The sequence below is a fragment of the Pseudomonas sp. LAIL14HWK12:I7 genome (assembly GCF_000483465.1).
Lineage (GTDB): Bacteria > Pseudomonadota > Gammaproteobacteria > Pseudomonadales > Pseudomonadaceae > Aquipseudomonas > Aquipseudomonas kermanshahensis.
In genome coordinates this window covers 150,023-165,877 of sequence record NZ_AXYZ01000013.1, presented here as the reverse complement: position 1 = coordinate 165,877, position 15,855 = coordinate 150,023, and the positions used below count along the sequence as shown (strand labels likewise).

Annotated in this window: 13 protein-coding genes; 10 read left to right on the top strand and 3 right to left on the bottom strand. The window is 52.6% G+C overall.

The window, feature by feature from the left end:
* Positions 1-338: 338 nt before the first annotated feature.
* From D886_RS0114140 to D886_RS0114100, 9 genes are all read left to right on the top strand, one after another.
* Positions 339-1,319, top strand: coding sequence for an integrase domain-containing protein (locus D886_RS0114140; protein WP_027594553.1), 981 nt, complete (start codon positions 339-341; stop codon positions 1,317-1,319).
* On the top strand, positions 1,316-1,603 hold the full coding sequence (locus D886_RS27850) for a hypothetical protein (protein WP_081717498.1): 288 nt from the start codon (positions 1,316-1,318) through the stop codon (positions 1,601-1,603). The genes D886_RS0114140 and D886_RS27850 overlap by 4 nt, the downstream gene beginning before the upstream one ends.
* A 161-nt stretch (positions 1,604-1,764) precedes the next feature.
* On the top strand, positions 1,765-2,577 hold the full coding sequence (locus D886_RS0114135) for an HNH endonuclease (protein WP_027594552.1): 813 nt from the start codon (positions 1,765-1,767) through the stop codon (positions 2,575-2,577).
* A gap of 519 nt (positions 2,578-3,096) precedes the next feature.
* On the top strand, positions 3,097-4,782 hold the full coding sequence (locus tag D886_RS28215) for a class I SAM-dependent methyltransferase (RefSeq protein WP_155951422.1): 1,686 nt from the start codon (positions 3,097-3,099) through the stop codon (positions 4,780-4,782).
* Between the two features lie 734 nt (positions 4,783-5,516).
* Positions 5,517-6,431: a CFI-box-CTERM domain-containing protein gene (locus tag D886_RS0114120; RefSeq protein WP_027594550.1), complete on the top strand. Its 915-nt coding sequence runs from the start codon at positions 5,517-5,519 to the stop codon at positions 6,429-6,431.
* 768 nt (positions 6,432-7,199) lie between these two features.
* Positions 7,200-8,759, top strand: coding sequence for a carbamoyltransferase C-terminal domain-containing protein (locus D886_RS26975; RefSeq protein WP_256215079.1), 1,560 nt, complete (start codon positions 7,200-7,202; stop codon positions 8,757-8,759).
* A gap of 102 nt (positions 8,760-8,861) precedes the next feature.
* Positions 8,862-9,695, top strand: coding sequence for a glycosyltransferase family 32 protein (locus D886_RS0114110; protein WP_027594549.1), 834 nt, complete (start codon positions 8,862-8,864; stop codon positions 9,693-9,695).
* A 24-nt stretch (positions 9,696-9,719) separates the two neighbouring features.
* Positions 9,720-11,834, top strand: coding sequence for a family 16 glycosylhydrolase (locus tag D886_RS0114105; RefSeq protein ID WP_027594548.1), 2,115 nt, complete (start codon positions 9,720-9,722; stop codon positions 11,832-11,834).
* A 475-nt stretch (positions 11,835-12,309) separates the two neighbouring features.
* Positions 12,310-12,555 carry a hypothetical protein gene (locus tag D886_RS0114100; RefSeq protein ID WP_033694201.1) on the top strand — a complete coding sequence of 82 codons (246 nt, stop codon included), beginning with the start codon at positions 12,310-12,312 and terminating at the stop codon, positions 12,553-12,555.
* Between the two features lie 432 nt (positions 12,556-12,987).
* On the opposite strand, the gene D886_RS0114095 is transcribed toward D886_RS0114100, so the two are convergent.
* The 3 genes from D886_RS0114095 to D886_RS0114085 all read right to left on the bottom strand — a co-directional run bounded on the left by D886_RS0114095 (position 12,988) and on the right by D886_RS0114085 (position 15,019).
* Positions 12,988-13,587: a hypothetical protein gene (locus tag D886_RS0114095; protein WP_256215086.1), complete on the bottom strand. Its 600-nt coding sequence runs from the start codon at positions 13,585-13,587 to the stop codon at positions 12,988-12,990.
* Positions 13,588-13,679: 92 nt separating this feature from the next.
* Entirely contained in the window at positions 13,680-14,387 is a 708-nt protein-coding gene (locus tag D886_RS0114090) for a nucleotidyl transferase AbiEii/AbiGii toxin family protein (RefSeq protein WP_027594545.1), read from the bottom strand.
* The gene (locus tag D886_RS0114085; RefSeq protein WP_027594544.1) at positions 14,384-15,019 is read right to left on the bottom strand and encodes a hypothetical protein; all 636 of its coding nucleotides are present in this window, start codon (positions 15,017-15,019) and stop codon (positions 14,384-14,386) included. Before D886_RS0114085 ends, D886_RS0114090 begins: the two co-directional genes overlap by 4 nt.
* 585 nt (positions 15,020-15,604) lie before the next feature.
* Between D886_RS0114085 and D886_RS0114080 the strand changes: the two genes are divergently transcribed.
* Complete coding sequence (locus D886_RS0114080; RefSeq protein ID WP_027594543.1) at positions 15,605-15,832, top strand: hypothetical protein; 228 nt, start codon at positions 15,605-15,607, stop codon at positions 15,830-15,832.
* Positions 15,833-15,855 lie beyond the last annotated feature (23 nt).

Below are 15,855 nucleotides of genomic sequence, written 5' to 3'. Positions count from 1 at the left end.
CAGCAACAGCCATGTAGATGATGGTGCCGCAGACCAAGGAATGGACTGCACCTGACTGACAGTCAGGCATGCCCCGGTCATCGCATTGCTGCTTGCACATGGCTCAGGATCTTCAGGTACTGGTCTCGTCAGCCAATGCTGCCTCCACCCGCCCACCGGTAACGGTGTTCAGGAGGCCAGATCATGAGATGCCCTTGCTCCCGGTCGTAAGGAGCCGCCAGTCCCTCGTAGAGGACACTCCCCACAGGTCGCAGGGGCCTTGATCCCTGATAACACTCAGCATTCTTGGCGGGATGACGTGGCGCGAGGATCGGAGAACGGACGATGAGGTAACCGACATGGCACTGGTGGGTAGACGCGATGGTCGTAATTTCGGCTATGGCAGGCAATTGAGCTACGCAGGACCCCAGGCGTTGAAAGACATGTTTGGCGGTGGCCATTACGGCACGGTCAAGGCGCACTGTGATCGGTGGCAGGCATTCGTAAAGTGGTGCCGCTCCGAACAGGGGCCCGGAATCAATGATGCGCGGCAGATTGATCGAAAGGTGTTGGCCGACTACGCGGATTATCTTCGCGAGGTAGTTAGGCGCGGTGACCTCGCCATCAGCACCGCGCAAAATCGTCTATCCAGCGTTAACAGAACCATGGCGGCACTTCGCGGTGATCAGTATGTGAAATTGCCCAGTCCGAGCAAGGCGTTGGGAATGCAGCGCACCGGAGTTCGCCATTCGGCTCCGCAAGGCCAAGACCGCGAACAGGTTAAGCAGATCGTCGATGCGCTTTGTCGCGATCATCAGCAACGGGCCGCAGCGATTGTTCTGTTGGCGCGAGCCACCGGCATGCGCGTACGTGAGGCCATCCTGGCAGACCTGCCACGGCTGAGCCGTGAGGCTAAAGAGCTAGGCAGAATTAACACTCAAGATGGCACCAAAGGCGGCCGCGCCGGAGCCTCGGCACCCCGCTGGATTTCGGTCGATGAGCACGTTCGAAGAGCACTCAGGTTTGCATGGCATGTGTCGCCTGCCCGTAGCCGCAACATGATTGCTCCACACGAGAGCTATCTGAATGTACTGCAAGACATAATCCGACCTGCACGGGAGATCCTGCACGCACACAACCTCAACGGCTTTCATGAACTACGAGCGGCGTACGCGTGTGAGCGCTACGAGCAAATCACCCCGCACCGTGCGCCTATCAACGGCGGTCAATGCTGTCGGTTAGATCAGCACCGTGACCGCGAGGCTCGTAGGCAAATCAGCTATGAACTGGGGCATGGTCGGATCGATGTGGTTGGGGCCTACATTGGAGGGCGCGTATGAGTAAGTCATTCGATATGGAACTGTTCTTGGCGACGGTACTGACGGGTTCGTACGCAACCCGGCAGCGCCATTTAAGGCAAGCAAAGCTCATCCAAGCAGAGATATCTAAACGCTGGCAGCTGGAAACACCTTGGGTCTGGCAGAGAAAACATGTGATTTGGTTTGTTGAGCACCGACTAGCTGGGCGATGCGCAGCAACTCGGTATTACTACCTGCTGACGGTGCGGCTGCTAGCTCGTCGTTTAGAAAAGCCATGGGTCTTCAAATGCCGAACTAAGATCTGATTGATAGTTACGACTTACCGCTTCCGACCCAAAGGGGCCGCTCGTGAGCGCGGCATAAATAGTTCTTGTGGCTACCGCTCTGGACATTTATTTTCTGCAAGCAACGGAAAATTTCGTGATCCGCCGGCTTCGGCCTTACTCTCTACAGTTCAAGGATACTCATGGACGCCTATCTGCTCACTTGGAAACCGACGGAATGGGAGTACGAGCAACTCTCACACTATCTTAAATGTTTCGAAGAGGGTAATAAAACGCTACGTTGGAGCTCTGGCACGTCGAAAAAAATCCCCCTTGGCTCACGCGTGTTCCTTACTAGGCAAGGCGTGGGGGCGCGAGGGATATTTGGTTCAGGATTCACTGCTAGTGAAGCTTTCGAAGCGCCGCACTACAACGAAGAACTTCGCAAGCAGGGAAAAAACGCAATCTACGTCGACGTAACGTTCGATAGTCTGTATGACCCACGAACCCAAATCAAAATCGGTATTGATGAGCTAATGGAGCTCCATCCCACCATTTGGAACGCTCAAGGTTCAGGAAAAAAAATTCCTTTCGACGCCGCAGCGTCACTCTCCAAGCTTTGGATTGAACGTACAGGAACAACGCTGCTTCATTTTCCAGATGAACTTGAGGATGGCGAAGTATACTTCGAAGGTGCTCGGAAGACTATTACGGTAAATCGTTTCGAACGCGACCCGGAAGCTCGCCTAAAGTGCATTAACAAATGGGGTGCCAGCTGCGCGGCCTGTGGTTTTCATTTTGAGTACTTTTACGGGACTTTGGGCAAGGGGTACATCCATGTTCACCACCTCAAACCCTTGGCAGAGATCGGCCAACAGTACCAGGTAGACCCGGTAAATGACCTGAGGCCCGTATGCCCTAACTGCCATGCCATGCTTCATCGCAAAAAGCCCGCGCTTACCATCGAAGAATTGCGTGCGCTGATTACGTCCTATGGTAATAGGGTGGGTGACTGAGCAGCCAACCGCTCACGGTTCGTGATTGACAGCTATGAGTCGAAGGCTCCCGTTCGCGACAGACCGCTTACGACCCATAGCAGACCCTCGCCGGAGTCTGCATACGGCCAGAACCTGTCATTCTTCTAGGCAAAAAGCAGGCTTTCAAGCACGCGTGGGAAACGAGGGGGCACCTTTCGGTCAATTGCTGCCTGTCGGCAAGGGAGAAACTTGGCTCTTAAGGCGGCCATTCCCCAGTGCTTACCTAACCCCGTATTAGGCTCTGTGCTCGTGCGCGCCGCCATCATGGTTAGCGGTTTCAAGCTGCCGCCGTTCAGAATTAGACGAAGGCTAAGGCGTTTTCGTAGTTGGAAAAAAATCTCGACTGACAGATTATGTCAAGCTGGAGGCCATGTTTTCTCACAGATGAACGCTTTCATACTTGCTAGCTTTGGCAAACCCGAAAATTGTGCGTGCGACCCTGTGAATTGTTAGTAAGAAATTTCTTAAAATCGGTTTAATCAGGATAGGTTTTTACGAATGGATGATAAAAATACAACTTCATACAAGCAGCCCACGAAAACTTTGGCTCGATCCAATGCGCTGACCCACGCTGTAAAACTTTTAACCACTCGTAGACAGAAGTCGACTATAGCCCCTAGAGCTTATGTGCGCACAGCGAGAAAATTATGCAGCATCCTAGATTACGGCGAATATCAGTTGGCCGCTGATCGCTGTTTGGATCGTGATGTGACAGCATGGGAAGATTTCCGGGCTTCTGTAGTTGGTCGATTAAAAGCGAGAGATCTAACCATCGCATATCTCGCGGGGCCTGAGCCCATGAATGACATAAAAACTTTGATTGATCTAGGGGTGAGCGCTGAAAATATTTGGGCCTTTGAAATTTCGGATATTGAATTTGAACGAGCCCTCAAGGAGGTTCGTGATAGTAATATTAGGGGCGTCAAATTAATAAAAATGAAAATGGAGGAGTACTTCGCGGCCACTCCCCGGAGATTTGATATTATATACTACGATGCTTGTGCGACATTTCCTAGTAGCGATAAAAGAACTCTACAAATCGTATCTTCAATTTTTCGGAACTCGTCACTGAACCCTTTGGGGGTACTTATTACTAACTTCAGTGCGCCAGACACCAATAAAGAATCCGACCTGCATAAATATTCGCACTTGATAGCATCATATCTTTACCCAAAGCGAACTTTGGACACGACCTCAGGAAAAAGATTCTATGCTGGAGCCAGTGCGGAAGAGCATGGGATGTGGGTTTCCGAGACGACTATGCACGATCTTGATGTAGATGATTCTTATAAAGTGGATCACGAAGATGATTCTTCTATAATGGAGGACGAGGAGCCAGGTTATGAGTTCCTATTCGACAAGGTAAAGTCGAACTTTGATTTTTATTATGGCTCTTATATAACGCGGCAGATAATGGATATAGGGTCTATTATCGCCCCCACAGAGAGACTGATCAACAGCAAGCTGTGGGATAATATGTTTTTGAAAAAAGAAGAGATCATTGCCTCGGCCAAAAAAAATCTGTTGGGGAATGAGTGCGGCTACGTTCATGAGGGAGGCAATTTTTCGCTATTAAGAACAATTGATTTTCTTGATGTTTATGAGGGGCAAGATGTTCCATATTCGGATGGCGAACGGAACTTTTTTCGTCGGTGGATGCAGCAACTAGTTGATACCAGTGGAAACGAAAAAAAAGCCATCGAAACTATTCTCGCTTTTTATGCTTGCAAAGAGGATAAGGGTTTGTGGCGGGCGGGGATGCTAGATGTTCGGGACTTCAATTATCGGTTAGAAATGCCTCAGCTATGCGATGTACCCACTGAGGGCTTAGGCTTTTATCCGTTATTTGCACAGTTTTCCTATCCGAAGCATTTGAATATTAAAGAGGCTAAACGGTTTACGTATGTCGCCGATGGTAAAAAGAACCGGATGTTTCTTGATGTCCTTCCTTTTGATGAGTGTAGGTATATCTATGACTGGCTATCTTCCGGTCATTTGGTTGCTAGTGACCTTGAAGTGATGTCTACCCAGTTGACCTTCAGGCTTGCACTGGATGCTTTGGTTAAAAATAATCATAACTACCAAGATGACTATCTTTATGGAGGGCATGCATTGCCAATTTCTTCCATTGAAGAAAGCTCGCTTAAAAAGCGTATTGACTTGAATGAAAAACTTACATCCTAATTTAGCAGTCCGTGCATCATGCCTTCCTGAAATTTAATGAGTATCAGGCAGGCTAAATTAGAGGCTCGTGTGAGTCTTTTCTGGTTTAACTGGTTGCTGAGTATGAAAATTGCCAATCTGGCCATTGGCTGGCATTTCATTGCCAACTAGATAAATATGTATATTACAAGCTAATTCAGTAGTAACTCAATGACCGCTTCTGGCCGATAGCGGTCAGCCGTGACCGGCTGCTATCGACCCGTAGCAGCCCTTCATGTCGGGGCAGCTTGCGGCCAGTAGTAGTCTTCGAGTGTCTACCGAAGCTGGGGCGACTCAGCCTGCCATTCCCTTATGACCAGCCCACAGCGCCACTCAGCGAACTGAGATTATTCAGCCTCAGGAAACAGATACCACTTCCAGCTTATTACCAGCGGCGATGACCTTGCCTTCATCGTGATAGCAAGCTCAGATCATCGCTGGTACGCCAAGCAAGGCTTGGGGCCCGTACTGCACGACTTCCCAGTCAAACGCCTTTTTGAGATCTACAGAACTGACCACATCAAGTAGCACCTGTAGTGGCTTGTTTAGCTGGGGTTTGCGAGCGACCTCGGGCTTTAGATTTCGAAGGGCGGTGCCAAATTCCTTTATCTTTGAAAGACCTTCAGCGATGATATCATAATGAAGTCACTGCAATGCAGGACGCCCTGCCTCTGCTCGCAGACCTGCCCCCCTATCGTTAATGATGGAATCGAGAAATGGATATCAACACTCTAAAAGACTTGGCAAACTCCTCATTTCTTGCAAGTAGTTATAGAGACTCCTATAAATACAGTTCTTCAGTAATCGAAGCCGATCCCACTGAGTCAGAGGCTTGGCTTATCAAAGGCCTATCTGCTGCAGCAATGATGGTTGATGACGACACCATCAAAGTTGAAGAGGTCATCTTCAGCCTAGATCGGGGCTTTAAGAACCACACGCCAAGCTTCGGCATTGAAAAAACTCAGTCGCTTATAGAAAACTGTTACGCAGACATAATTAAAAGTTTGAAAGCTAGTCACAAAGAAAAAATCATCGATCACCACAAGGTGCCAATGCCTGCAGGCGGCTCAGCAGTGCTCCACCGTGTAGCTCAGAAAGGATTTGCACGGTTATCTGCGAAGGGCTTCATCCCCAAGCGCATCGCAGCAATTAAGCTTCTGGAGAAATCGCTCTCATTAAATGAGAACGAAGCCTCATTGAAGTCCACCATAGCTGCCGTAGACTCCTTTTACTCTCATTCATCAGAGTACATGGACTACTTAAAAGATGAGCCGGAAGCCACATCCTACCTGTCGCAACTGAGAACCTCGCTAATCTCAAAAGCAAATGCGGCTGGCATTCAAGTAAACACAGCACCACCTGCAAAATCAGGTTGCTTCATTGCAACAGCAGCGACAGGCAGCTATGACCACCCAAAGGTTCTAGTGCTGAGGTCGTTCAGGGATGAAATCCTTCAAAAGCACAGGCTTGGTCAGGCATTCATAGCCTATTACTACAGGCTCAGCCCTTCGATTGCTTCCAAGATCGAAAATAGCGAACTGAGAAAGAAGCTGGTTCTAGGAGCATTCATTACCCCTCTAGCCTTCATTGCCACTTGGATTGTCAACGCCACACAAACCAAAAAGCGATAAGATCAAGAGCTTGATGTTGCTGGGGGTTGCACCTCTCAACACCGTCAAGCTTTGACATCAAATCAAGCAGTGACGTACTCAGTTGCCAGTCTGTCCGCGTTGCCCTCAATCGAGAAGTCATTGCCCATGATGCCCCGACGCTTCAGTTCTCTAGGTGACGGCCATGGAACTGGCGTCCGTTTGTGTACCATTCCGTCCCGGTACGCCGCTCGCTGTCAACTGCTTGTGGCCGATTTTTCCCTTTCGTGAAAGACAGCTGTGGGTCGATAGCTGCCAGTGGCGACGGGCAGGAATTGACTTGTCCATTCTGTCGAATCGTGGGAGTAGTGAAATCGGCTTCTAGCTGGGTGTGAGCTGTCGACATCCTGGATGTCAAGGCACGCTGGCAAGCCCCTCACGTAAGCTTGGGTCGCCGTTAAGGACGCACCATGACTCTTTGGGACAGAACACCTAGCTTGCAGAGCGGGCTTCTTTCAGCCTCTTCGGATCTCTATCCTATCTGACCAAAACCCGAATCGCCATTCTGTGAGTCATTGGCACAGCCGAGATGCGGTTCCACTCGCGATGTTGTGCAAGCCCACATAACTAAAATTGTGGTACGGTCCTACACTGTACATAAATGGTGCGTGGAGCGCTCACCCCAGCAGGTGGAGCGCCATCATGCAAATGGATGTTTATGGATGACGGGATTGCCACCGCGTGAAAATACTCTCGTATAACCCGGGCCACGATGGCGCTATTGCACTACTTCAAGATGGACGTTTAATAATGTCTATCGAGGCGGAAAAAAATTCGAACTATCGATATTCTTCGCTTGCTATCCCGGATGTTCTGGATGCAATCGGTGAACTAGAGGACATCCCAGATGTCATCTGTGCTGGAGGATGGTGGCCTCGTGATCATAATGAATATCTATTTGGCTCGAAAACGAATGTCGGATATCGTGGTGTATCCGAGAACGATTTCATCATTAGCCAAAGGCGTTTCCTAAAACAAGATGTGAAGTATTTTTCATCTTCGCACGAACGCGCTCACTTACTTTGTGCCTTTGGTATGTCGGCTTTCCCAAAAGGAACCGCGTGCTATGCATTGGTATGGGAGGGCGGCCTCGGTGCTTTTTACGAGATCGATTCAGAACTGAATATCACACTAATTGCCGATGTTCTAGATCAGCCGGGAAATCGCTACGGTCTGCTCTATGGATTGGCAGATCCGACCTTTCCAAAAACTGGAGCGTATCCCCGGCACTCCGATGCAGGGAAACTCATGGCGCTGGCCTCATATTCGAATCGGAGCACGCCTTCCTCTGAAGAGAAGAAGTTGATTCATTTTCTACTAGGTGGCCCGTGCCAAGCTCTCAGTTCCTATGAGGGCATTGAGAGCGCGCCTCACTTCAATGTGGGGCTGGAAGACCATGAGTTTAGAAATTTTGCGGGGATTTATAGCGATGCGCTATTCGATATCTTCTATAGGTTCGCAAAAAATCACTTGAAGAAGAAGCTCCCACTGATCATCTCCGGTGGATGCGGGTTGAATTGCGACTGGAACACGAAATGGATGGAGACTGGTCTTTTTTCGGAGATATTCGTGCCTCCAGTCGCCAACGATTCCGGCGCTGCAATAGGCACGGCCGTCGATGCGCAGTTCCGCTTTACTGGCAATCCGAAAATCGAATGGGATGTCTATGCTGGATTGGCGTTTAGTGCTCTAGGCGCATTCAATGCTGAGAGATATGACATCCGAGATGTCGATTCCGCTGCAATTGCCGATATGCTGGCGAGCGACCTCATTCTCGGATGGGTAAATGGTCGATACGAAATCGGCCCACGCGCACTTGGCAACAGGTCTATCTTGGCTGCCCCGTTCCGAGATAGCACTCGAATCCGACTGAACGAGATCAAGCAACGCGAACAGTTCCGTCCGATTGCTCCTGTATGCCTCCAGGATGATGCAGAGAGATGGTTCGGATGCGCACACGAAAGTCCACACATGCTTTTCACTCATCGTGCAACGACGAACGCCCTAGCAGCGGTCACGCATGTGAATGGGACGGCCCGTATCCAGACCGTCACCTCTAAAACCAACAAAAGGCTTCATGATCTGCTTGTCGCGTTTAAAAATCGCACTGGGTATGGAGTGTTGTGTAACACGTCCCTAAACTTCAACGGGAAAGGATTCATCAACAACATTACTGATCTCGCTTCCTATAGCGTGGAACATGGATTGGACGGGTTCGTGGTTGAAGGGCGGGCGTATCTGCTAAAGGATTCCCAGCGATATCAAACATACAAGGCGGTCGCGGACTCTTCAGCTTTGGCGACCCGCTAACCGGGCAAAGCCTAGCGCTAGTTGCGCCACGCGTCACTGCGGAAGGGGCATCAATCGGATGCCCCAATCCGATGTATGACCTTTACTGAGTAAGCGAACAATATGGATTCATACCCACTGGGATTCGAGGAGGACGATCGTCTGCGATCCGCCTTTATCCGAAACCTCACGCTGCATCAGCTGGGCCGCTCGGCAGTTTCGAGTGTTGTCGGATCGAGCCTGGCTTCGAGTATTCCGAAGACACTCGTACAATACTGGCACGATCCGCATAATGTGCCGGACGACGTTCAAGACTGTATAAACAGTTGGAAGAGGCTTAGTGCGGAGGGCTTCGCGTTCCGGATGTTTAACGACGTATCCGCTGCCGAGTACATTACTAAGTGGTATGGAGTTTCGGAGCAAGAGGCATTCGCGCGATGCCGGCATCCGGCAATGCGCTGTGACTATCTGCGGATGTGCGTCTTAGTTGCAGAAGGTGGACTGTATGTCGACGCAGATGATGTACTGCTTGGAGACAACTGGAAATACCTTTTCCATGACAGCGCACTTAAGGTACAGCCGCTTTGCTACGACATTCCATCTTGCGGCATGGTGCCAGCGTCAGAGATCTGGCGAAGTGATCTACCGACAGATGAGCGCATATTTTATGTCAACAACGATCCAATAGCTGCGCCAGCCAATCACCCCGTTCTCAAGCGAGCACTGTCTCGCTCGACCGAGAAGCTTTTAAGCAAGGGTCGCTTTCTAGAGATACAAGAGACGACGGGTCCAGGAAATCTCACCGCATCGTTAGCTGCGCACGCACGTGACCTGCTGATTAGGGGGGCTTCCCCCGACTTTGAGTTGTTAAATAACTGGGAGGCCATTGCGGAAACACGTTGGGACCTTTCCTACCGCAACGACGCCCGCAACTGGCGCAACATGGACTCTCAATGAGGCTATCTGGAGAAGGAAGTTTCGATGAATCTTAGGGACGCCTCTGGCATATTGCGTGGGATAGCATTTCGTTTGCAACGTGCCATAGCGAGCATTTTCCCGGGAGGGAAAATCTCGGCCTTTGGTACGGGCGAAGGACTGATCAACTCGATTCTAATCGTCAACCTTGACCGGCAACCGCGTAGATGGCGGCGCGTGGTCCGAGAACTCCGGCGGTTCCGAACGGCCGACGATGTTTCCCTTGCCTCTATAGCTCGACGATTCTCGGCAGTGGATGCTCGCGACGGCCGCGCCGTCGCCGCAACAGCAGATGTTGACTCGACATACCGCATTGGTGACCAACTTTACGTCCAGCCGGATGCAAGGCTTGAGGAGTGCTTTCACATCAACGAGCCGGTAAAAATGACGCGGCAGGAGATAGCTGTAGCGAGGTCGCACGTGGAGGTTTGGAAGACCATCGCATGCGGGGCAGACAAATATGTGCTGGTGCTCGAGGACGACGTTTGGTTCAAGACAGGCGCAGCGGCAGCAATCTCCTGTGGTTGGCGTGCCGCCATTCAGCGTTGTTTTGCTGAAGGAGGTCCGCGTTTGTTGTACCTGTCTTATGAAGATGCCGGGGGAACAGCAGAACGTGTTGACCTCTGCGATGCTCTTTTCCGACCGGTGAGGGGACTTTGGTTTCTCTCCGGCTACATCTTGTCGCGTGAAGGTGCGGCGGCTCTGCTACGGGCAATGCCCGTGATTGGCCCAGTGGACATGTGGTTAAACTATCGATTTGGTGAGCTCGGAGCACTTGCCCTCTCCTCGCCGGTTATATTACAGCGACAGGACAGCGGCTCGGACAACTCCTATTCCGTGCTTCCTTACCTAGCGCGAGCGGGGATTATTGATGCAGGCTCGGGCCCTATGGCACCCGAGCGGGCGGGGGCTGTGTCGGTATTGGCCTGGACTATCCGCGGCGAGCATGAAGCGCTCGCAATGGCTTTGTCGATGTTGGGGTTGCGAGTGCGGGTGTTCGATGGTGATGAAGAAGCTATTCGCCCGCGGGACTTGTGGGAGCTTTTCGAGATGTTCGACGCCCTCGTTGACGCTCCACTAACGCCGGAGGCGATGGAAGCTGCAACCGCAAGAACTGACGTTAGGTTTCTCATGGAAGCGAAAACAGTGTTTCGGTCCGAGACACGGCAGGGGGCTCTACCGCCTTCGCGCACCGCGATTCTGTCGTGTGACGAGTCAGACAGGGGATTGTGGGAGCCGCTGTGCAGTCTTCTCAGCCTCGCCGAGCCCGTGCAGTCGTTCCCTGTTGGAACGCCACGGTGCCTGAGGATGTTTCGAGACGGTAGAGCAGATGGCGCGCACGGGATTGCTCCGTCGCATCCCCAGCAAATTTCTTTGCTAGATGAGTCACCTTGGGTCCTCCCGGCAAAATATGGGTGGCAGCCCAGATTACCCTCGAATCGCCCCATACATCCTGTAGGGGAACTGCTCGTTTTCTCCGAAATGACTACACCGACCTCGTCTTTTCCCGCGCTCGTGGAGACTTTCCCGGGGAATTTGGTCTCGTTTTCCCACGATGCTCTCGTTCATGATAAAGACGGTGCCCATCTCATCATTAGCAAGGTTGCCACTGGAACCAGGCAGTACCGTTCGGGAGCCTTCGCGTCAAAACAACTGTTCGGCTATGGTCGCTTTGAGGCTCAGATAAAGGCCGCCAGAGGCTTCGGCCTTATTACTGGCTTTTTTCTTCACCGAGATGCACCAAGGCAAGAGATTGATGTAGAACTGGCAGGCGATGATCCTCGAAGCATGCTGGTAAACGTCTACTTCAACCCAGGTGACGATGGTGCAGCAATAAACTTCGGCTATAGGGGTTCGCCTTGTCGTATCGACCTCGGCTTCGATGCTACTTCGGACTTCCATGTTTACACGATTGACTGGCGGCCGGACCGTATCACGTGGTTAGTGGACGGCCACGTCGTGCATGAGCGTGTAGGGTGGGACCCTACTCCAATTCCACATCTTCCAATGCGACTACACGCAAACCTCTGGGCTCCTCGGTCCGAAGAACTCGCCGGACGGCTCGATCCGCATGCCCTGCCAGCGACAGCGATCTTCAAAAAGGTTTCGGTGTGGGCGTGACTCCAATCGTGGTTACACAGCGGTATGCGCAAAGTGAGGTAAAAACCCGCTCGCTGGAGCGGCCTTAAGCTTGATTAATATCTTGACATTCCCGTGGGTCGCTTGAGGCGGGCTTTGGCTCACGGGGAGCAGAATGCATGAGCACCTTCCATCATCCTGTCAGGGTTTTTCTCACGGCGTTTCGCAGCCTAGAAACAGGCTGAGGATAATTTTAGAGATAAAGAATTGTGCCCTGAAGAATAATACCCATTGAATTCAGCCGCTTTCGTGTTGATACGATTCCTGTCTCCGCACCAGTAAAGCATTTGGTAGCAGTCCATGACTGTTGCGAAACACCCTCAGCAAAGCCCGCCTATCGCGGGCTTTGCTGTTTCTGCTTGGCTCGTTCTGTCTCAGTACCTAAAACGTAAATACTGGGGTTGAGGCAATAAGAAGCGGATGATTCACTCATCCCATTCAAGAAAAGGAAAACACCATGGCCAAACCACACGACTGGAACGACTGGGCTGGCGGACTGACACTGGTCCTTCAGGCAATCGTTTACGTTCCACTGTTTTACGTCATCCTCATGCCATGGCTCTGCCTTGTGCTTGTGAAGCTTGAGAAGACGCCACTCTTCCCAGGGTTTTTCCACGCGATGGCCTCAACGGGCTGGCTGGTTGCCTCTGGGGTTGTGGGTTCGGTGGTACTGTTTGTGGTGATTCGTAGCTTGCTCCGCTGAAAAGCGCCGGGACGTACTGGAAGCTGGGTGCGCCAGGGCACCATGCCCCATCTGGTAGAAGCGACAGCACAAAAAAAGGGCCGCTGCGCTAGCAGGGCCCGTTGACGGAAGCAGTTTTAGGTTTTGTACGAAAAGTATGGTCATCCATCGTTGTGGGAGCGGGCTTGCCCCGCGATCTGCCGCAACGCGGCAGCAAAGCCTGAATTCGCGGCGACTTTGACGCTAGTCGATATCGGGTGTGGGAGCGCTTCGCACTCCATCGCGGGGCAAGCCCGCTCCCGCAAAACTTTTTGTACAGAGCCTAGGGTTGGTTGTTCGCTTGGATCAGATCCAGCAAGTTTTGGTCGTCAGGCAGGGCAGACACTGTTCGTAGGAACCCCACGTTTTGAAATGTTAAATGTGGATTTCCCGAATGGATCAGCGACGAACTCTCTAACACCGCTCTTCATTGCAATCCCAGAAGTTATCGCAGTCCGACTGTAGCTCGATGATCGGTTCCCCATACCCTAGGCTCAACACGCTTGAGTCATCGTTGACACGCTGCAGATCGGTACCCGATTGCAGGTGTTCATGCCAATAACCGTCACTGCAGAGTAGTAGCCGCGCATCCGTTGGAAGGTCTGTTGTAAGGCAGTACGGAGAGTGAAAGCGCCTCGCGTTCAGAGATCGGGTAAGCAGATGTCGTGATTCCTCAACCCCCGAAGCCCCCGCCTGCCAGATAGCCTGCTCTTGCAGATTATGTGGGCGGCTCAACCAGTTGATGGCTTCCGCCGGCCGGTGGGTCCCTACCAGGCAATCGCCAACATGTGCGACATGGAGCAACTGCTGCTGCAGGTCGACGAGAACGCAGTAATAGCTTGCGATGGCGTGCAGGTATTGTTCGCGTAGTCGCTGTTGTTCGGTGCGCATGATGCCGACCAATCCCGCGAGACTCAGCTGATGCGCTTCTCTAAGCGCAACGTCGATCACGGTACGAGACCAGTGTCTGGCAAGGCCTTGCCCGTCGCCTTTTTCTGCAGCATCCACGAGCATGGCCAGCACGTGATGATCCTTGCGCCCGAAAGCTGCAGCATCGTTATTGCTGAGCCTGGCTCTGCCTTGGCGACTGGTCCAACCAATCCGCATCAGTGTTTGTCGCCTGCGAGGTCTTCCAGCCGCTCGAATAGCAGATTTTCGCGATCTGCGTCGCCTCTCGCTTGGGCGTTGACGGCATATTCAAAGTTCCCATCGCGAAGCAACTTGCCAATCTCCTGGCTGATGTAGTCGCGTACCTCGTCGGCTGCTGACTTGATTTCGTCTTGTAGCTCTGGACGCCCGTCAATCAAGTTTAGGATGTCCTCTATGTCACGACTGGACAGCGCATCTCCCCGGCCACGCCCTTTCCATGCCTCCAGTTTAGTGGCCACAAAGTACACGGGGCTGACCAGATTGATTGTGGTTCCCTCGTCTAGGTCATAGGTTGTGGAGGTGGCCATTGCGTCCTTGTACCAGCGGTTGCTGAACCCCAGGGAATCGTCGTCCGGCATGAAGTCAACGCGAAGGTCGCCAAGTTTCATTGCGCAAATGGGGAAGTCATCGTCATCTTCTTGTGGGCTAACCCGGAAGCCGCGAGCGCTTAGAGTCTCCTGCAAACGAATGAAGCCTACGGGGCCCATGACGTGTACGATCAGATCCACATCGTCGGTGCTGCGTACTTGCTCACGCGTGAAGGCATCGGTCAGGAGCAAACCCGTGGTGCAACCACCCACAAAGGTCATCTGCTGGCGCAACTCTGGCCCCAATGCGTTGGCAACCTCGCACAGCATGCGTTTTAGGGTACTGAAAACGCTCATAGCGACTCCAATCGATCCTGCAGCAGTTCAGCTGCAAGGTTTCGTTCGCGGGGCTGTCCCAGCCGTATGGCATCGACCAGCGCCAACAAGGCGTACATTTCCGGGTCTTTTCTAGCTGCGTCGGCCGCAGTCTTGAACAGCGGCTCGACCTTCATACCCAGGGTATTGCCGCGGGCGTATGGCCACACTGGCACGTGTTCACCGGCGCTGGTCAAGGTCTTGTGCAGTACTGGTGCTGCGAAGCCGGTTGTAATACCACGTGTCAGCTCGCCGGCACGGGCTGGAAGCACGTACTTCAGGCCGTAGACGATGAACTCATACAGCGCCTTGGTGTTCGCTCTAGGAACGCCCAGCTTGCGGTCGGTTCTGGCCAGGCCGATCTCAATGCAATGCTTCAGAGAGAGGTTTATCTGTGTCTTGCTAATGCCAGTTTGAAGCTCCAATGCACGGGCGGTGTAGGCGGACGCACGCATCTCAACATGTAGCTGGCCCGGGTATGCAGGCAACTGGTCATCATCCAGGTCCTCCCAGTCTTTCCAGTCGTGCGGCCAGGCCGCCATAGCCCTGTCGCTCGATTCATGCCGTTGCAGGCAAACCAGCTTGAGTAGTAAACCGATGTCTTGACCTTTCATGCCATAACCTGTTCTTGTTGTCCCGCATCCTGGGACACGGGACAACAAGAACATGCAATTTGCTGTTGTGCAAGCAGGAAAATGAAAATCTTCGAAACCGCTAGGTGCAGCGTCGAGAGGAAGTTGGTGACCGCTGTGAGCCCTACAGCACAGGGCGAACATTCACACAGCCCCGAACCTTGCAATAGCCCCCTCACAGGGATAAATTGCCCCAGTCGTCGAAGCATCGGCGACGCGACCTTGGCCGGTCGGAATCGAAAGGCGCATCAGCGCCCAGTCTTCATCGCAGGCGCTTTTTTTGTGCCCGCGATGTCGCGTTATGGCGGTGGTGCGCGGGACACCTTCGGGTGTGCCGGGCTCCTTTCGTCCCGGTCGGCCAACCCGCGTACTGCTGCCACCCCAACTTGCTTGGCCGCGAGCGGTGGCAGTTCCATAACGAAAGGAACTCATGCATGACCACCAGAAGTCCGTTAAGGATCCTCGCATCCGCTCTCCGCCGCCGCCCTTCTCCGGCCGCCACCCCCCACCGTTTCTACCCCCTCAACACCCAATCCCACCCCACCTCCAAACCCCAGGAGGCCCCCCATGACTGACCACGAACGCCTCTCGACCATTCAAAGCTACGCCTGGACCCTAGAACTGCTCGGTGAAGCCTTGGTCCAGCACGACGAAATGCTGGAATGCGAACACAACCCGCGCCTGAGCTTCCGCAACACGGCTGGCATCCATCAAGCGATCCAGATCATCAGCCGCCTGGCCAGTGAGCAGTGCGGGAAGGTGATGTCACAGCGCGAACAGTGCCCGGTCGATTAACCGGCGTAGTGCCTGAAAGCCAA